Raw genomic sequence first — 15,521 nt, forward strand, 5'->3', positions numbered from 1 at the left:
GTTGGAAGGGTAGCCGCTTCGAGGGGTCGGTTTGGAAATTAAAGAAATAATCGCAACTTTAGCCGAAGGGAAAGACCTCAGTCCTAAAGTAGCGGAGGACGTGATGCGGCTAATAATGGCTGGCGGGGTTACAGAAGCCCAGATAGCCGCCTTTTTGACAGCTTTAAAGTTTAAAGGCGAAACAGTAGATGAACTGGAATCTTTCGCCAAGGTAATGCGTGAATCTTGTGTTCCAGTCCGCCCTAAAGTTAATGGCATACTTGTTGACACTTGTGGGACTGGCGGGGATAAGATTAAGACATTTAACGTCAGTACTCTGGTTGCTCTTGTAGTGTCTGGGGCTGGCGGATATGTTGCGAAGCATGGTAATAGGTCTGTAACCGGCAGGTGCGGTAGCGCTGATTTGATGGAAGGGTTTGGAGTGAATATTCAGGCTTCACCTAAGATTGTTGAAGAGTGTATAGAGGAGTTAGGGATTGGCTTCATATTTGCTCCGCTCTTCCATCCTGCAATGAAGAATGTTGCTAAGGTGAGAAAGGAAATGGGAATAAAGACAGTCTTCAATGTTTTAGGCCCCCTTACAAATCCAGCCCCTGTTAAGGCTCAACTGTTAGGCGTTTATAGTGCTGATCTTACAGAGAAGCTCGCTGAAGTATTAAGCAGACTTGGTGTTGAGCGTGCATTGGTAACCCACGGTCTCATCGGGGTTGATGAGATCTCGATAATTGGAGAAACTAGGGTCACCGAGTTAAATCAAGGCGCAATTGCCACTTACCACATCAAGCCGTCCATGTTCGGACTCAAAGAAGCATCGAGAATTGAGGAGCTTCTTGGCGGAGACTTGGAGGAGAATATAGGGCATTGCATCAGGATCCTCAATGGCGCGAAAGATCAAAAAGCTGACATGGCAGTGTTGAATTCGGCGGCTGGGATCGTCGCCTGTGGAAGAGCAGATAATATTCAAGAGGGAATAGATCTTGCCCGCGAGTCTATAGAGAGTGGTAGAGCCCTCAAGAAATTGACCCTCCTAATCAAAAAGACAGGCGGAGATATGGGCCGGTTCGAGGAAGCCCAAAGGAGACATGCGTAGCTAACCAGTGGATCATTTTTTGTCATCTCCAAAGCCGTATGGAAACAAGTCTTTCTAATTTATAGTGAATAGAGCTAGGCTGGGTTTAGGTTCATCTCTAGTTGATCGTTAGTTTTTAGTAATTGTTGTGAAGGTTGTCTTGAGTGTTTACTGTGAGCTCATATGGGCGGCTGGTAAGGGCTAAGCTGAATAGGTAAGGATATTAATCATGAGGGAGTTTCCTATTCAGGGGTTGTGAGAGTGGGTAGAAGGCGGAAGAGGAAGGTAGTAAAGCCTGTTAAGAGGAGGCTCCCTAACGTATTCGTCTGCCCCAAGTGTGGAGGGCAGTCGATAAAAGTTACAATGCATAAGGACACTTATACTGCTGATATTACCTGTAGCCTGTGCGGGATCAAAAACCAGATACCTGTAACCCCCGGCAGCCAAGAGGTAGACATATACTGCAAATTCACCGACATGTTCTACCAAAAACCCACCTAAGCCGTTGGGTATGAGGCATTGAACATCATATGTAGCGAAAATTACGCGAAGTACTTCGCAAACTTGGAGGCTGAACTGGGACGTATACTTGAGATCGCCAATAAAGCCAAGGCTAGAGGGTTAGATGTCAAACGCAGAGTCGAGGATGAGATCCGTATATCAAGAGATCTTGCCGACCGCGTCGAGTACATGATTGGCCCTCACGGTGTCGGAAAACGTATCCAAGAATTACACCACCTCCCCAGAACTCAGCTCGCCTTCAAGATAGCTGAAGAGATAGTCTATGGTGGGTTCGGGGTATATACGGCGGAGGCCGCGGCGGAACAAGCGGTGAAGACAGGCGCGGCTATACTGAACGAGGGGGTAACAGTAGCCCCTCTGCAGGGGATCGTGAAGGTTGCTATCAAGCAGCGCTGGGATGAGCTGGGGCGGTCTACGCCTTCCCGCTACCTCTCATTATACTTTGCTGGGCCTATGAGGTCTGCGGGTGGGACTGAGCTCGCCTTGGTCACTGTTTTGGGGGACTATGTAAGGCGTCTCCTTGGTCTCGACGCTTATAAAGCACAAAGAGATGAGATAGGCCGCTTCTGCGAAGAACTCCGGCTTTATGAGCGTGAAGTGGGTCGGTTCCAGTTTCACGTCACCGACGAGGTTATCGAGAATATTCTAAGCCACCTTCCTGTAGAGGTCACAGGGATAAAGACAGATCCGGTTGAAGTCTCTTCGTACAGGAATCTCCCTTCAGTTGAAACCAACTGTGTTCGAGGAGGTGCTTTAAGAGTTATTAACGATGGCATAGCAGGGAGAGCTCTCAAAGTCTGGAAGGTGATAAATGAGATAAACCTGACGGGTTGGGATTGGCTGAAGAGCATCGGGGAGGTTAAGCGGGATAAGTCTGAGGACGCAGAACCCACATACCTCCAAGATATAATAGCCGGCCGTCCAGTCTTCTCATTTCCCTTCCTTCTCGGACGTGGGTGTGGGTTCAGGTTACGTTACGGGCGCTCTAGGAATACGGGCCTCGCCTGCGTGGGGGTTCATCCGATAACCATGTCGATACTTAATGATTTCATAGCTGTTGGAACGCAACTACGCCTCGAGATGCCGGGTAAGGCAGGGGTCGTTAGCAGCGTGGACACCATAGAACCTCCAATAGTCAAGTTGAAGGACGGCTCCGTCGCCAGGGTTGAGACATCCGAAAAGAGAGACGAAGTGAAAGGCAAAGTTGAGAAGGTTCTATTCTTGGGCGACCTCTTGATTGCCGTGGCTGAGTTCCTAGAGAACGGCAAGCCGCTGATGCCCTCAGGCTTCGTGGAGGAGTGGTGGGCGTGCGAGGTCAAGAAGGCCATGGAGCCTGAAGGCGACGAAGCCATTGAAAATATCAGTAAGGTGGTAGGAATCCCGGCGGTGCGACTCAGAGAGCTGTTAACGAATTATCTAAAGGTTAAGCCTAGCGCGGATGAGGCCGTCAAGATCTCGACAGCCATAAAAATTCCGCTCCATCCCCGATACTGTTACTTTTGGCGGAATATAAGCGTGGAGGAGTTAAAGGCTTTGAGAAGCCGCATCCTAGGCTCTGATCTCGAGGTTGAAAACAAGGTGGTTAGAAAGATCACCTTGAACCTCGACGTGAGAATAAAAACTATAATGGAAAAGCTCCTCCTCCCTCACAAAGTTTCAGATGGAAAGATCATCGTGGACGAGGATGCGCCAACTCTGGCGAGGTGCCTCGGCATACCTGAGAAGAGCCTAGAGATAGCAGAGACTCCGGAAATTTTACGGGTTGTGTCAGAGCTGGCTGGGTTTGAGGTGAGAGATAAGTACCCCTCTTTCGTCGGGGTTCGTATGGGGCGGCCGGAGAAGGCGGACGAGAGGAAGATGAAGCCCCCAGTTCATGTTCTCTTCCCAATTGGTCTGAGCGGGGGGGCGCAACGGAACATTTCGGAAGTAGATGGGAGTGTAGAGGTGGAAATAGCGCGGAAGTTTTGTAAGGCTTGTGGAGTCGTCACCTATGAAGCTAGATGCCAAGTTTGTGGGTATGAGACAGTGCCACAGGCGGTGTGCCCTGTCTGTTCCAGAACGTTGGCAGATCGGAAGTGTAGCCGCTGTAACGCCGAGGGGCGATTCTATAGTGTTCAAGTGATCCCTGACATGAGGGAGCGGTTGATGGAGGCATGCCGCCGGTTGGGTGTCAATTTGCCCAAGGTGTTGAAGGGTGTGAAGGGGTTGATGAGCGCCAATAAGATTCCTGAGCCCCTTGAGAAAGGCATCCTTCGAGCTAAGTATGATCTCTACGTCTTCAAAGACGGCACGGTGAGGTATGATCTAACTAATGCTCCCCTCACACATTTCAGGCCGTCGGAAATAGGTGTCTCCATCGATAGGCTGAAACGGCTCGGCTACACAATAGACAGGCATGGTAATCCGCTGGAAAGTTCAGATCAGACCTGTGAATTAAAGGTTCAAGATCTAATAATTCCTGAGCGATGCGGCGACTATCTAGCTAGGGTGGCCAACTTCATAGATGAGCTACTGGCACGCTTTTATGGTTTAGATGCATTTTATAAGGCTGAAGATAGATACGGGTTGCTAGGGCATCTGGTGGTAGGCCTCTCACCCCATACCTCCGCAGGTGTTCTGGGGAGAATCATAGGTTTCTCAAAGCTTAATGTGTGTTATTCGCACCCACTTTGGATCTCAGCCAAGAGGCGTGATTGTGACGGAGATGAAGACGCCTTAATCCTCGCTCTAGACGTGTTTCTGAACTTCTCTAGGGAATTTCTGCCAGCACAGATCGGCGGGTTGATGGATGCTCCATTGCTCCTAACTCCGATAATAGCCCCTCAAGAAGTAGACGATCAGGTGTGGACTCTTGAGTTGAATGATCTTTACCCCTTAGAGTTTTATTACAACTCGCTTGTGTGTGTGGACTCCAAATATGCGTTAAAGTTTTTAGACACAGTAGGTTGCAGGCTTGGGAGACCGGCGCAGTATGAGGGTTACAGCTTTATACACGATGTCACCGACATCAACATTGGCGTCCGTGAGAACAGGTACAAGCGGTTGGGGACGATGATGGATAAGCTTCAAAGCCAGATGGCGCTTATGGACATCCTCGAAGGTGTAGATGCAAAGGATGTGGCGAGAAGAGTTCTTGGGGTTCACTTTATGCGGGACATCGCAGGGAATCTCAGAGTCTTCGCATCTCAATCCTTCAGGTGTAAGAGATGTAACTCGAGGTATCGTCGTATACCCTTAAAGGGGCGTTGCCTCCGTTGCGGAGGCCAGCTATCTCTCACAGTATTCAAAGGTACTGTGGAGAAGTATCTTAAAGTGGCGGAGTGGATCGCTAAGACTTATGGTCTAGAGGATTACTATAACCAAAGAGTAGCCTTGATCTCTGACGAGATCGCTTCAGTTTTTGCGGGAGGGGAGGAAGAAACTAAGGAGAAGGTAAAGGCAACTGAGTTGACGGACTTTATGTAATCCCTCAAGCTTTATTAGTGGCTTTTAGAAGCCTCCTATGGATTGAGGGATGTGGATTGTCCTCAAAAGTTGTAATCGCGACGACCGAGAAAATTCCCGGATACGATGTGAGCGAGGTTTTAGGCGTGGTATCCGCCCCTGTAGCTATGGCTAGATGGTTTGGCGCAGACCTGATCGCAGGCTTCAAAGACCTCATCGGCGGCAGAGTCGGGAGATATGAGGAGCTAATGCGGAATGCTACAAACGAAGCACTGGAGCGGCTAAAGGTTGAAGCCAGCAAGCTTGGTGCAGATGCCGTTATCGGTGTAAAAATGTTCTCACCCGAGATAGGCGGGCATCATAATATCGGAGAAGTTGTAGTCTACGGCACAGCCGTTCGCCTCACAAAAGTGTAAGGTTATGTAGACTAGGGTGTTAAGGCTGCCTTGGGAGATCCAACATCCTAACGCCTTCATACCTAATTTGAAAAATAGGAAGGCTGGACTGCGCGCGAGGAGCCTAATCCTCAAAGCCTTAGAAGAAAGAGATCTCTCTCTAAGGGATTTAAGTGAGCAAATAAATTTAGCGCCCTCAACCTTACTCTACCACCTAAAGCTTCTCGAAAGCAGAAAACTCGTCCAAAGAAGGCATGTAGCTAAGCGCAGATTCGTCTGGGAGCAGACTGGCCTAGGCCAGCAGCCTATACTTTAGGTTTGATTGCAATGGCAAGGTTCACGGCGGCATCGGGGGCACTTTCCGTCGTATTTCCGAAGGGCCGCAGCCTCGAGATCGCAACCCGCCAAGTTTGCAAGTGAAGAAAGCCACGCTAACACATCCGCGAATTCGTCCTCTAACGCCACTTTACTCTCTCCTTGCAGAGCCTTACCGAGTTCAGCTACCTCCTCAATCAACCAAACGTAAGTCCCGTTAACGCCCCGTTTAGAATCTTTACTATAATATATCCTACGCATCATATTCTGAAATTCGTGAATATGCAAGTCCTCTTCACCCGAAACTGTTGCTATGAAGGCATTGTTTGGTTAAATTTTTCAAAGGCTGAGCCTCAACACCTATTTTTTTACGGATTTGGCTGGCTAATTCGCCGTTCATGCCTAGGCTTGTGTAGACGATTTTGGGTTTAACATGTCTCACATAGCTTAGGAGTTGGTAGAAGTCCGCGTGGCTGCTGAGCGGGAAGCTTCTATTTGCGCGCCTAAACCGCAAAGCCCATCCAGTAGCCATGGCCGGGGTCACACCTGGCTCGGGTCTTGAAGGGTCAAAGAGTCGACGCGGTTTGACTACCAAGCAGCCACGTTTAGACTTGTTAGAGCTTCCATCATCTATAGCCGCGTTGAGCTTTACCCCAAAACTCGAGTAAACTTCGTTCACCCTCGCGATCCGCGGGTCGACTACAACTGGAATCTCTGTGAAGTGATTTACCAGTTTGATTATCTCCTGAGACTTCCCAACCGGGTAGACGTAGAAAGCTGGGGGGGCGTCACTCCAAGCCTCAGAGACCACCCACTCCACAAGATCCTTGTAGATCTCCTCTCGTGGGGGGAAGAGAAAGTCTGGGCTGCCGTAGGTGGACTCTAACACTAGGACATCGCAGTGGACTTCCTCTGCGGCTCTGGTGACAACTGTATCCACACAGTTAATATCGCCAGTGTAAAGAACCGTCTCTTCTCCCGTGTCCACCATGTAAAGCGCCGAGCCAAGTATATGCCCAGCATTATGTGCGGTTATTTCGAAGTCGCCCACCTTCACCTTCTCCCCATAATTCAATGTCTTGAGCCTACCAACGGTTCGGCCTGTCATAGCTTCAAATATGGCTGCAGTGGCGGGAGTCGAGTACTTCTCCGAGCGCCCCGCCATAAATCCGGCTGTGTGATCACTGTGGGCATGTGAGATGAAGATGTGTCTGTATTGGGTATTTATACTGCTTGGGTCAAAGCAGATGGCCGAGTCTCTACTCATTACCACTACACCGTTGTCCCACCCTACCTCAACTCTAAACGTCCTCGCCCCACCACCTAGAAATAGAATGGTATTCACCATTCTGCATTTTTCAAGGTTTTGATCAACAGCTTTAAAACTTGAGTCGTCAGAGCTGTGCGAATTATCCGCTCTGACAACCGTCACTATTTTTATTTTAAATTTCTACTTTCTCCTAGGTTCTGGAATATAATTTAATTCTAGGCTCTCGCCGTGGCTAATTATGTGGATCACGCGAACTCCAAGTTGCTGCAGATAGTTGCTGAGGTAGCGTCTATGGCAGCGAAACACAATTCGTTCCGTGCACATCACCACGGTGCGTTGCCCCCTTGCGAGCTCTAGAAGCCTCTCGACTCCTCTCCTAAAATCCTCAGTTGCCATGTAGCTCCTATAGCCTCCTTTACGGAATCCACCCAGCAAATGTCCCAGGTATTCGTACCTTATAGACCGCCTCGCTAAGGCGCCTCTTAGCTCATCCCCACGGAACCAAGGCCACCTAGACCTAGGAAACCTGCGTATGTCGACAAGAAGCCGAATTTGGAACTCCTCAAGGAGGTTTAGGAAATCCTCAAGAGTTCGGCTACTATGGCCTATCGAGTATACCTCCATTCTTCGATCACATCCTAAACCTCAAACTTATATGCTGCCAAGTTAAAAATAACTGGACAGAATTAAATCGGCGTGGAAGCCGATAAAAATTCGGTGTGTTATATGAGCCGAGTTAGAAAGAAGCGTGAAGGGGCGCCTATGCCTTCTACAGCCGCTGGGCTTCTCCGCTTCTATGAGGAGGAATCATTCGGGGTTAAGATCCGACCGGAGGTAGTGGTTGTAGCAGCAGTGGCGCTGGCAGTTATTGTGGCGTTGGCTCCTTTCCTCTTCCCGTAACCTTGCTGGGGAGAATCTCCACTCGTAGAACCGAGTTAAGGTGTAAGAATAGCTCGCTCTTTTTCTCTCTTGATACTATGCGCGGGAGAGGGTTTGCCAATGTCGTCCGCAAAACTACCGCTTCAGCGTCCGTCAACCATATTCCCGGCGGGATGTGAGACACAGCTTCTACTAGCCCTTCATAACCGAACTCTCTGTCTATTATAACTAAAGCCCGCTTCCCTATGTTACGTTCTAGGAAGTGAAACACTGAAGGGCTGATCCCGGAATCACTCATTACTCCTCATCAAGGGATTCTCGTTTGAAACCTTCAAACTACAATAGATAAGTTCGCTTATAATAAACTGAGCCCTCCAAATCCGCTTTCAAGAAAGTGTCTCTTGGCTATAGGAGTGAAGTTTGGAGGGTTTTTGGTCTCGTGAGTAACTCGATTTCTCTCATGGTGAGCCTCCGTTTTTTAACCTTCTTGTCATTCTGAGGGATTAGGGCGCTGAGTCCTTGCGGGTCTCTTATGATTAACGTGAAAGGGATCTTCCCTTCTCTGGCCATCCTAATCTTATCGAGATACTCAAGCTGTCTCCTCCTCTGCCGAGGATTTTGGGTTAAGGTTATTAAAGCTTTGACAGCGTCCTCAACACGTAGGAGTATACCTTCAATATTGGAGATGTAACTCTCAGCCTGAGGCCCAGGAGTGACATCCACCTTCAACTCTGGGATTTTGATATGAGCTGTAGCAGATCTAACTACACGTGTCTTGAGGTCTTCAACGCCGGTTACCTTAATGCTATAGAAACTAGGCTCCTTGGTCGCCAGATAAATTATATCATTATATTTGAATCCACACCGGGAGCATTTTACTGCCAGCAGGACGACCGGCCCAATGTATGGTATCTCCTCCTCAGACTGAGAGATCATAGCCTTCTCAGACCTACAGGCAGGGCATTCCTCATAACTTCCAACGCCCATCTGGATTCCTTCTATCGCCGTCCAACAGTCCAGCGGATTCATCTAAACGTGGCAGAGTTTGAGGTATATAGGTTTGCTTCAAACCGGTGTGGGGTGTGCTGGGTAGTATCGCGTAACACTGGCCGTAGCGTGACCCATGTATACGTGGTTTTTTTTAAGAGCCTGTAGGTAGTATATTGTCAGGGATCGCCGATTACTTTCGCCAGCCACTCATTTTTTATTTCATTTAGCTACACTATTAGCTGATTAGAGGAGCGGCAGCGGTTGAGTGTGAGGCCTTCGAAAGATCAGTACTACCTTAACATTGCGTTGGAGGTAGCTGCTAGGAGCACTTGCCTCAGGCGAAGCTATGGCGCCATAATAGTCAGGGACGACCAGATAGTCAGCACCGGCTACAATGGCTCACCAAGAGGTACGCCTAACTGTGCAGATCTGGGATACTGTATCCGTGAACTCAACAAAATTCCCCCAGGCGAACGCTACGAGCTGTGTAGGGGTGTCCATGCGGAGCAGAATGCGATCATCAACGCTGCTAGGGCTGGAGTCAGCGTTCTGAGGGGCACAATTTATATTTCGGGTGTGGATGCTAAGACAAGGCTAATACTATCTGAGAATTATCTTACACCTTGTCGTCTCTGCTCTAGGATGATAATTAACGCTGGACTCTTAGAAGCTAAGACCCCGCACACCACCTTCTCCATTGAGCAGCTGGCTAAGATGAGCGATTACATAGATCCTAAGATGGTTGGGGGTAGGAGCCGGTTAAGGCTGAGCCCGTAGCATAAGTTCGGCTTATGTGACTGTTGGGTTGTGTTGTGCCTTTTTCAGTTTGGCGTAAATTTGTGTGAGGGTTCGCTTCAATGCTAGGCTGGTCATACCGTAAGCTAGGGCGATCCCTCCAGTGGTAAATATGGCGGCTGCTGCCAACCCGTATGACACCCTCCTCGTCTTGCGGAGGTGGAAGGCTGCAGGTAGCCCGACGTATAGTAGGCATAGGGCTGTGGTTATCAGGTTTGAGGTAAATAGTGAAAGGATTGCGGCTACGAGTACAAGTGGGTATAAGAGGTAGTAGGCTGTCTTGGCGGCATGTGTCTTTGGGTTCCTCTTGGCTATTTCTATTATGTTGGTTGGGGCTTTGGTGAGATTATACCAAAGGAACCGTTTGTAGTCGAAAATTCCTTTTCTCTCTAGGTATCTGCCTGATAGGAAGGTTTCAGGTTTCAAGTGTATGCATCTAACTGTGGGGTCGAAGATCAGTTTGTATCCGTTCTTCTTGACTCTGAGGCAGTACTCTCTGTCTTCGTATCCGGTCATCTTCTCATTGAAGAGTCCTGTCTTCTCAACGGTCTCTCGCCTGATCATGGTGAAGCCCATGGTCAACCCTTCAACTGGGGATGTGTGGGGGGGCTCTCGGGCTCTGTAGACGCGGTCGAAGAGGCTTGGTTTGTCTATGTCGTAGGGTAGCCCAGCCATTCCTGTGGTGGGGTCTTTGAGGTGGGTGAGGAGGGTGTTGATCCCCTCGTGGGGCGCCTTGACGTCGCTGTCCCAGAAGAGTATGTAGTTGCCCTTAGAGTTGCGGAGGCAGATGTTTCTCGCTTGGGGGATGTTACTCTTCTCCCTCAGGACTGTTATCTCATAATATTCGTGTCTGTGCTCGTCAGCCCAGGCTAGAATCTTGCTGTAGGTTTCATCTGTAGAGTAACCATCAACGAATATTAGCTGGATACGTCTCTTCGGGTAGGTTTGACTCTCTAAGGAGTCCAGTGTATCCTTTATACACCATGCACTGTTCTTTAACGGCATAGCCACCGTTAATAATGGTGAATCACTTTCATCAGTGAAGGTTAGCGGGAGATTATGATGCATCTACTACATGCTCCCTAGGATCCTTAACCTATTCTTTGCTGAATTTTTATATCTCTAATTCAGCTTGCTATTCTATAACATCTTCTGGCGTGTTTTATACAATTCTTTTTTCCCATCTGTCGAAAGTTCAATAAGGGTAATGTCGTAAGCTTACGAGGGAGAGGGTCGGGTGAAGGAGCTTTGAGCTTTGAGTTGCGTCGTTCTATTGCCCCTAAATCCAGCGTGAACCCTTCAGGGGAGAATGCCGCAAAAGAGTCCCTACCCGCCGCAGAAGATAGGCTAGGTTTTCCTCTGGTTTTATTGATTTGCGACTCGAACCCCTTTTCTATCGTAAGGTATTTCGAGCACGCGCTTTACGAATGTGTTAATCTGGTTACGGTTTACCTTGATGTCCATGAGTGGTTCTTGAAGAGGTTCGGGTTGCCTAGGCTACTCTATAAACTTTTCAAAACTAGGCTTAGGCATCTTGGACCTCTGCCTAGGGAGCCTGATGTTGTGCTAGTTGTTGAACCTTACGTGAAGACCCGCTTGGAGCTTGACCGTTTTAAGGACTCGGTTAAAGTATTCTACGCTCTTGACCCTCACTCCCCCAAGGCTAGAGAGGCATATGCGCGGTGTGGGGTCTGGGGGTATGATTATGTGTTCTGCGGCCAGAAAGATTATATTCCAATGCTGGAGGAGCTGGGTTGTAGTAGGGTACATTGGCTTCCCTACGCTGTTGACCCCTCCATCTTCAGGAAGTTAGAAGATGTGGGAGTCAAGTATGATGTCGCCTTTCTGGGGAGTCTAACCCCTGATAGGCGAACAGTGTTAGAGAGGTTGGGAAGTAGATTTAAACTATTAACTGTCGGGCATGGCAAGGGCGCATGTTACATGCATGACGCTTCGATCGCTTATTCGATGTCTAGGATTGTGCTCCAAGTCTCAAATAGGGGGACGCTTGGGGCTAGGGTCTTTGAGGGTATGGCGTGTAACAGGTTGGTGGTGGCTGACAAGATAGACAACGGCCTCAACGATCTATTCGTAGATGGAAGAGATATCGTGCTCTACGGGGAACTGGAGGAGCTTGAGGAGAGGGTCGATTATTATCTATCGCATGAGGAGGAGAGGAAGCGTATTGCAGTTCAAGGTTATAACATCGTGATAGATAAGCACACATACAAACATCGAATAACAGAGTTACTAACAACCGTCCTCGGCTCTAGCCTATCAGGTGGTCCCTAGTTTTATGGGTTCGCCGCATTTTTTAATGAGCTTCTAGTCGATTCTACTCTCCCAACATTACTGATAAAATATACTTTGCTCGGTGTAGCCATGTATGCTTAGAATAGACCTCATTTTGACCGTTTCTCGCTATGGTTTCTCTCTCCTCTTCGTGTTTAAGGTAGTATTTTATTTTTTCAACAGCATCAGGCAAGTCTTTATAGATTACCAGGTGTTTACCGTCTTCAAAAAGCAGATTTCTGCCGGAGAAATCATTCGTTAACAATAGACGGCCACATGCCATAGCTTCAAATATTCGCCTGTTTAATCCAGGAAATACGTGAAAGTTTACAATAATCTTAGCCATATTATACAACTTAACATAGTCATGGTGAAGATAGCCTTGACCGATAAAACTTTTCGGGAAAAATTTCGTTAGCTCCTCCATGAAAACACGGCGTTGCTCGTAATACTTGCCATCTAACCTTCCCACAAATGCAAAATCGTAAATTTCAGGCACATCTAACCTTTTGTGAACAATTGGATCGCAGGCTAATGGCAGAAAGAAGACATGCCTACAACCAGCGTCACGATACTTATCTATGTAGTCATAATGGGCTATGAACACATAATCATACTTACTGATCTTTACCCTTTCTTTATGCACCTCAAATCCACCCATGATTGTGTCAATGGCGTAGTATGCTTTCCTCGCGTTACTGTGACAACTAAAGTCAAAATTTACCCTCACTGGGTCGACCACGAGTATCATGTCAGGAGAATCGAATGTATTCCCAGGGAGCTTAATAGCGTTATCAAAACGTCTTCCCAGCATCCTTCGAAACATTTTGAAACTAGGATGTTTAATCAGATCTGATAAGTAATAGCCATGATGCGGATTAACCAGTTGAGCATTGCACAATCCATAGAAGGCTCTCTCTAAACAGGCGCTCTCTCCATAAAAAGACGGGTAACCAACTATTAATACCTTGAGAGCTTTCTCAAATTTAGAATTAAAGCTTTGCCCGTTCAGAGAGTTGCTCATACGACACACTACCGCTCGCGCACGCAAATACCCTCAGATGATTAAATCCTTCTAATGGTATAGCTGAACATATTTAATGGCTTCAATGGCAGATGAATTGACAAGTATACTTTATAAGGTGCAGCCCCAATAGGGCTTCACTCCAAAGAGTGGCGGTAGCTTTTACTATCTTTGACTTTCAAATTACAAGGCACGGGATAGGATTACCCATTTTATAGGCAAGCGATGGGTACACGTCGCGGTAAGATTACGTAGGGCACAAAGGAATGTGTGCTCAAGGTCACCGCTACGCTTTTGAATCCAACTTTTTTTTCTCTTTGTTGATACAACCCGATTGTTTTCTAGTAGAAAATACGCCGATAAGTCTAGGTAACTCTTCTTTATTAAAATATCAAACAAAAGTCTTTAAAGATACTAAATGCCATATTAACAGAATCTGCTGTTACATCAGGTCAAAGCAGTCTTGATCTATTTTTATTTTTATAAAGGATTTCGTCATGACGGCAAATGCCGTAACCATATTTGTTAAGGTATTGTCGTTTCTTTCCTGGAAGATTGAAGATATGCCCAAACGTCTTTGAAGAGTTTTCGGCTTTCCGAATCAATCAACGACAATACAGCGAAGTAGACAAAACTGCCAACCGCCACGGTCAGAACAGTCTCATAACTTCTAGCAGGGTGAATAATCCATACGAGCAGACCCATAACAGTAGCGGCCCCCAAATACCGGGTCAGGTTCTTGATGGGAAATTTGAACTGCAATGCCTTCCTAGATATCTGATAGGCTAATAAGAATAGAAGTATGTCGGCTATGAAATTGGCTAAAAAGCAGCCAATCGTTGCGTACAAATAAGGCTGTTGTGGGAAATATTCTAGAGATATTTTTACAAATAAATAGATAAGTGGGAGAGCAACAAATGCACGTATATATTTGGTGAGAGGCCATACGATGAGCATACTACTCATCAACTTCTTGAATGAGACATTAACATCCAAATCCACCTTTACACTTCCAAAAATAACGTTCTCCATAACTACGATCAAAGGGACCATAGGCGCCCACACCGACATCAATTTCAATAGCGGTGTAGCCGTCTCATAATCGGATTTGAAAAGATGCAAAAGCGGCTCTGCTAATACAAAGGTTCCCACGGCCATAGGAATGGAAAACATCAAGCATAGCTTCAAAATTTCTTCAACATCCCTGATCCCACCTCCACTTAAGAGTCTAGGATACAACGCTATAGCCAAACTTGCCGCAAAGTGAGTCGTTACTGCCACAGAAGCGGCAACTCGATATAGAGCCAGCGGCTCAGGTTGGTGTATAATAAGAGCTAAAACCAGCAAGTCTAGGCTGTATAAAAATCCGGCAAAGGGATCTGGGGCGGCCACCCATATACGTGAAAACCACTTCTTACTCAAGCTCCAATTAATATCTTCTCCAATTTCGCCTATAAAACGCGAGAGATAAAATAAACAACCAACAGCATAGGCGAATATGACGGCAATGATTGCGCCGACTAAACCCATCCGGAGAACATAAAAGAGTAGGAAGGCGAAAATTATCTTCGCAATCTCGAAAAGCATCTCAGCATAACCGATTAGGTGGGGATACCGACCTTGAGCCAAGGCACGTAAACTTGCATACAAATACATCACAAAAATTTGAGTACCGGTTATGTAGAAGTAAGAGATGTCAGTTTTAATAATGTTAGAGGCAGGAATAGAGATAAAAATGAATATTAGAAAAGCAACCGAAGCTATTATAAGGTTGCTCACAACTCCCGTTTTACCTATGGAATAGCCCCTAGCGTAAAACCTCGTAATCCAGAAAGGTAGGAACGATGATGGAAAAACAGCATAGCCCAATATGATGCTTATATACTGCCATATGCCAAAATCTGCAACTGAAAGATTTCGCGTCACTATGATAATGAATATCAGCCCAGTAAGCATGCTGACGATCCTTGAGCCAAAGGCGACCAAACCAGAGTAACGTAGTCTTATAGACCCGCTCAACTTATTCGCCTTACGAGGATTATGCATGCCTTCTGTACTTTTAATATTATCCAATGTTCGAAGTTAGGCTACACCCTTTAAAATGCGGAGCATATCACTTCAAATACAAGTTACCAGCTTAAGAAAAATAGTCGAGTCTTATGCATCCAATAAATAAATTACTTTCTATCTTTGGCTTGCGGCTGGAAAGGACGCGCATCAGAATTCCAAAGGAGTTCGAGGCGAATTACAGGCGCCAAATGGAGGAAGTAGAAAGAAACAGTAGGGGCTTTCGAGTTTTTAAGAAAATTATCTATGAGGCAGGTTTTCATCCGCAGAGCTATATCGATTTTGAATGCGAATTTGCATCTTCTTGGATCGCCAGACTGAAACCAAATACCATTTTAGACATCGGGTCCTATAGGCATTGGATTATAGGGTTGCTCGCAAATTTTCACGTTACGACTGTAGATATTCGAGATAGGAAGGCGTTTTCGATGAATGAAAATGTCATCGTATGTGATGCAA

At 46.9% G+C, this 15,521-nt stretch carries 17 protein-coding genes; 9 read left to right on the forward strand and 8 right to left on the reverse strand.

The annotated features are described in order from the left end of the window. Window positions 1-31: 31 nt before the first annotated feature. From trpD to QXJ75_05450, 5 genes are all read left to right on the forward strand, one after another. Window positions 32-1,090, forward strand: a complete 1,059-nt coding sequence (gene trpD, locus QXJ75_05430) for an anthranilate phosphoribosyltransferase (GenBank protein MEM3737505.1) — start codon at window positions 32-34, stop codon at window positions 1,088-1,090. Between the two features lie 234 nt (window positions 1,091-1,324). Continuing rightward, a complete protein-coding gene (locus QXJ75_05435; GenBank protein ID MEM3737506.1) occupies window positions 1,325-1,570 on the forward strand; it encodes a hypothetical protein in 246 nt (81 codons plus the stop codon). A gap of 18 nt (window positions 1,571-1,588) precedes the next feature. After that, window positions 1,589-5,056 (forward strand): DNA polymerase II large subunit, encoded by a 3,468-nt coding sequence (locus tag QXJ75_05440; protein ID MEM3737507.1) that lies wholly within the window; start codon window positions 1,589-1,591, stop codon window positions 5,054-5,056. Between the two features lie 56 nt (window positions 5,057-5,112). Next, the gene (locus QXJ75_05445) at window positions 5,113-5,451 is read left to right on the forward strand and encodes a YbjQ family protein (protein ID MEM3737508.1); all 339 of its coding nucleotides are present in this window, start codon (window positions 5,113-5,115) and stop codon (window positions 5,449-5,451) included. 16 nt (window positions 5,452-5,467) lie between these two features. Next, window positions 5,468-5,746: a winged helix-turn-helix domain-containing protein gene (locus QXJ75_05450; protein ID MEM3737509.1), complete on the forward strand. Its 279-nt coding sequence runs from the start codon at window positions 5,468-5,470 to the stop codon at window positions 5,744-5,746. Here the strand turns inward: QXJ75_05450 and QXJ75_05455 are convergent. From QXJ75_05455 to QXJ75_05465, 3 genes are read right to left on the reverse strand one after another with little or no spacing between them, the layout of a single operon-like run. Continuing rightward, entirely contained in the window at window positions 5,743-6,033 is a 291-nt protein-coding gene (locus QXJ75_05455; protein ID MEM3737510.1) for a MazG nucleotide pyrophosphohydrolase domain-containing protein, read from the reverse strand. The two genes, QXJ75_05450 and QXJ75_05455, sit on opposite strands and share 4 nt — an antisense overlap. 7 nt (window positions 6,034-6,040) lie before the next feature. After that, window positions 6,041-7,177 carry an MBL fold metallo-hydrolase gene (locus tag QXJ75_05460; GenBank protein MEM3737511.1) on the reverse strand — a complete coding sequence of 379 codons (1,137 nt, stop codon included), beginning with the start codon at window positions 7,175-7,177 and terminating at the stop codon, window positions 6,041-6,043. Window positions 7,178-7,195: 18 nt separating this feature from the next. Beyond that, a complete protein-coding gene (locus QXJ75_05465; GenBank protein MEM3737512.1) occupies window positions 7,196-7,639 on the reverse strand; it encodes a DUF488 domain-containing protein in 444 nt (147 codons plus the stop codon). A gap of 102 nt (window positions 7,640-7,741) precedes the next feature. On the opposite strand from QXJ75_05465, the gene QXJ75_05470 reads away from it, so the two are divergent. After that, window positions 7,742-7,915 carry a preprotein translocase subunit Sec61beta gene (locus QXJ75_05470; protein ID MEM3737513.1) on the forward strand — a complete coding sequence of 58 codons (174 nt, stop codon included), beginning with the start codon at window positions 7,742-7,744 and terminating at the stop codon, window positions 7,913-7,915. On the opposite strand, the gene QXJ75_05475 is transcribed toward QXJ75_05470, so the two are convergent. Further along, window positions 7,881-8,192, reverse strand: a complete 312-nt coding sequence (locus QXJ75_05475) for a hypothetical protein (protein ID MEM3737514.1) — start codon at window positions 8,190-8,192, stop codon at window positions 7,881-7,883. The genes QXJ75_05470 and QXJ75_05475 overlap by 35 nt on opposite strands. Window positions 8,193-8,299: 107 nt before the next feature. Continuing rightward, window positions 8,300-8,923, reverse strand: a complete 624-nt coding sequence (locus QXJ75_05480; GenBank protein ID MEM3737515.1) for a ZPR1 zinc finger domain-containing protein — start codon at window positions 8,921-8,923, stop codon at window positions 8,300-8,302. Between the two features lie 228 nt (window positions 8,924-9,151). Here QXJ75_05480 and QXJ75_05485 point away from each other — a divergent pair, with 228 nt between their 5' ends. Further along, window positions 9,152-9,661 carry a dCMP deaminase family protein gene (locus tag QXJ75_05485; GenBank protein MEM3737516.1) on the forward strand — a complete coding sequence of 170 codons (510 nt, stop codon included), beginning with the start codon at window positions 9,152-9,154 and terminating at the stop codon, window positions 9,659-9,661. A gap of 12 nt (window positions 9,662-9,673) precedes the next feature. Here the strand turns inward: QXJ75_05485 and QXJ75_05490 are convergent, their stop codons facing one another. Next, window positions 9,674-10,684, reverse strand: a complete 1,011-nt coding sequence (locus QXJ75_05490) for a glycosyltransferase (protein ID MEM3737517.1) — start codon at window positions 10,682-10,684, stop codon at window positions 9,674-9,676. 243 nt (window positions 10,685-10,927) lie between these two features. Here QXJ75_05490 and QXJ75_05495 point away from each other — a divergent pair, with 243 nt between their 5' ends. After that, on the forward strand, window positions 10,928-11,971 hold the full coding sequence (locus tag QXJ75_05495) for a glycosyltransferase (GenBank protein MEM3737518.1): 1,044 nt from the start codon (window positions 10,928-10,930) through the stop codon (window positions 11,969-11,971). A 43-nt stretch (window positions 11,972-12,014) separates the two neighbouring features. Here QXJ75_05495 and QXJ75_05500 read toward each other — a convergent pair whose 3' ends face one another. Beyond that, window positions 12,015-12,995 (reverse strand): glycosyltransferase, encoded by a 981-nt coding sequence (locus tag QXJ75_05500; GenBank protein ID MEM3737519.1) that lies wholly within the window; start codon window positions 12,993-12,995, stop codon window positions 12,015-12,017. A gap of 525 nt (window positions 12,996-13,520) precedes the next feature. After that, the gene (locus QXJ75_05505; protein ID MEM3737520.1) at window positions 13,521-15,014 is read right to left on the reverse strand and encodes a polysaccharide biosynthesis C-terminal domain-containing protein; all 1,494 of its coding nucleotides are present in this window, start codon (window positions 15,012-15,014) and stop codon (window positions 13,521-13,523) included. 140 nt (window positions 15,015-15,154) lie between these two features. Between QXJ75_05505 and QXJ75_05510 the strand changes: the two genes are divergently transcribed. Next, on the forward strand, window positions 15,155-15,521 hold a 367-nt coding region (locus QXJ75_05510), incomplete at its 3' end, for a hypothetical protein (protein ID MEM3737521.1).

The organism is Candidatus Bathyarchaeia archaeon, assembly GCA_038883335.1.
In the GTDB taxonomy this organism is placed as follows: Archaea; Thermoproteota; Bathyarchaeia; order Hecatellales; family Hecatellaceae; genus JAVZMI01.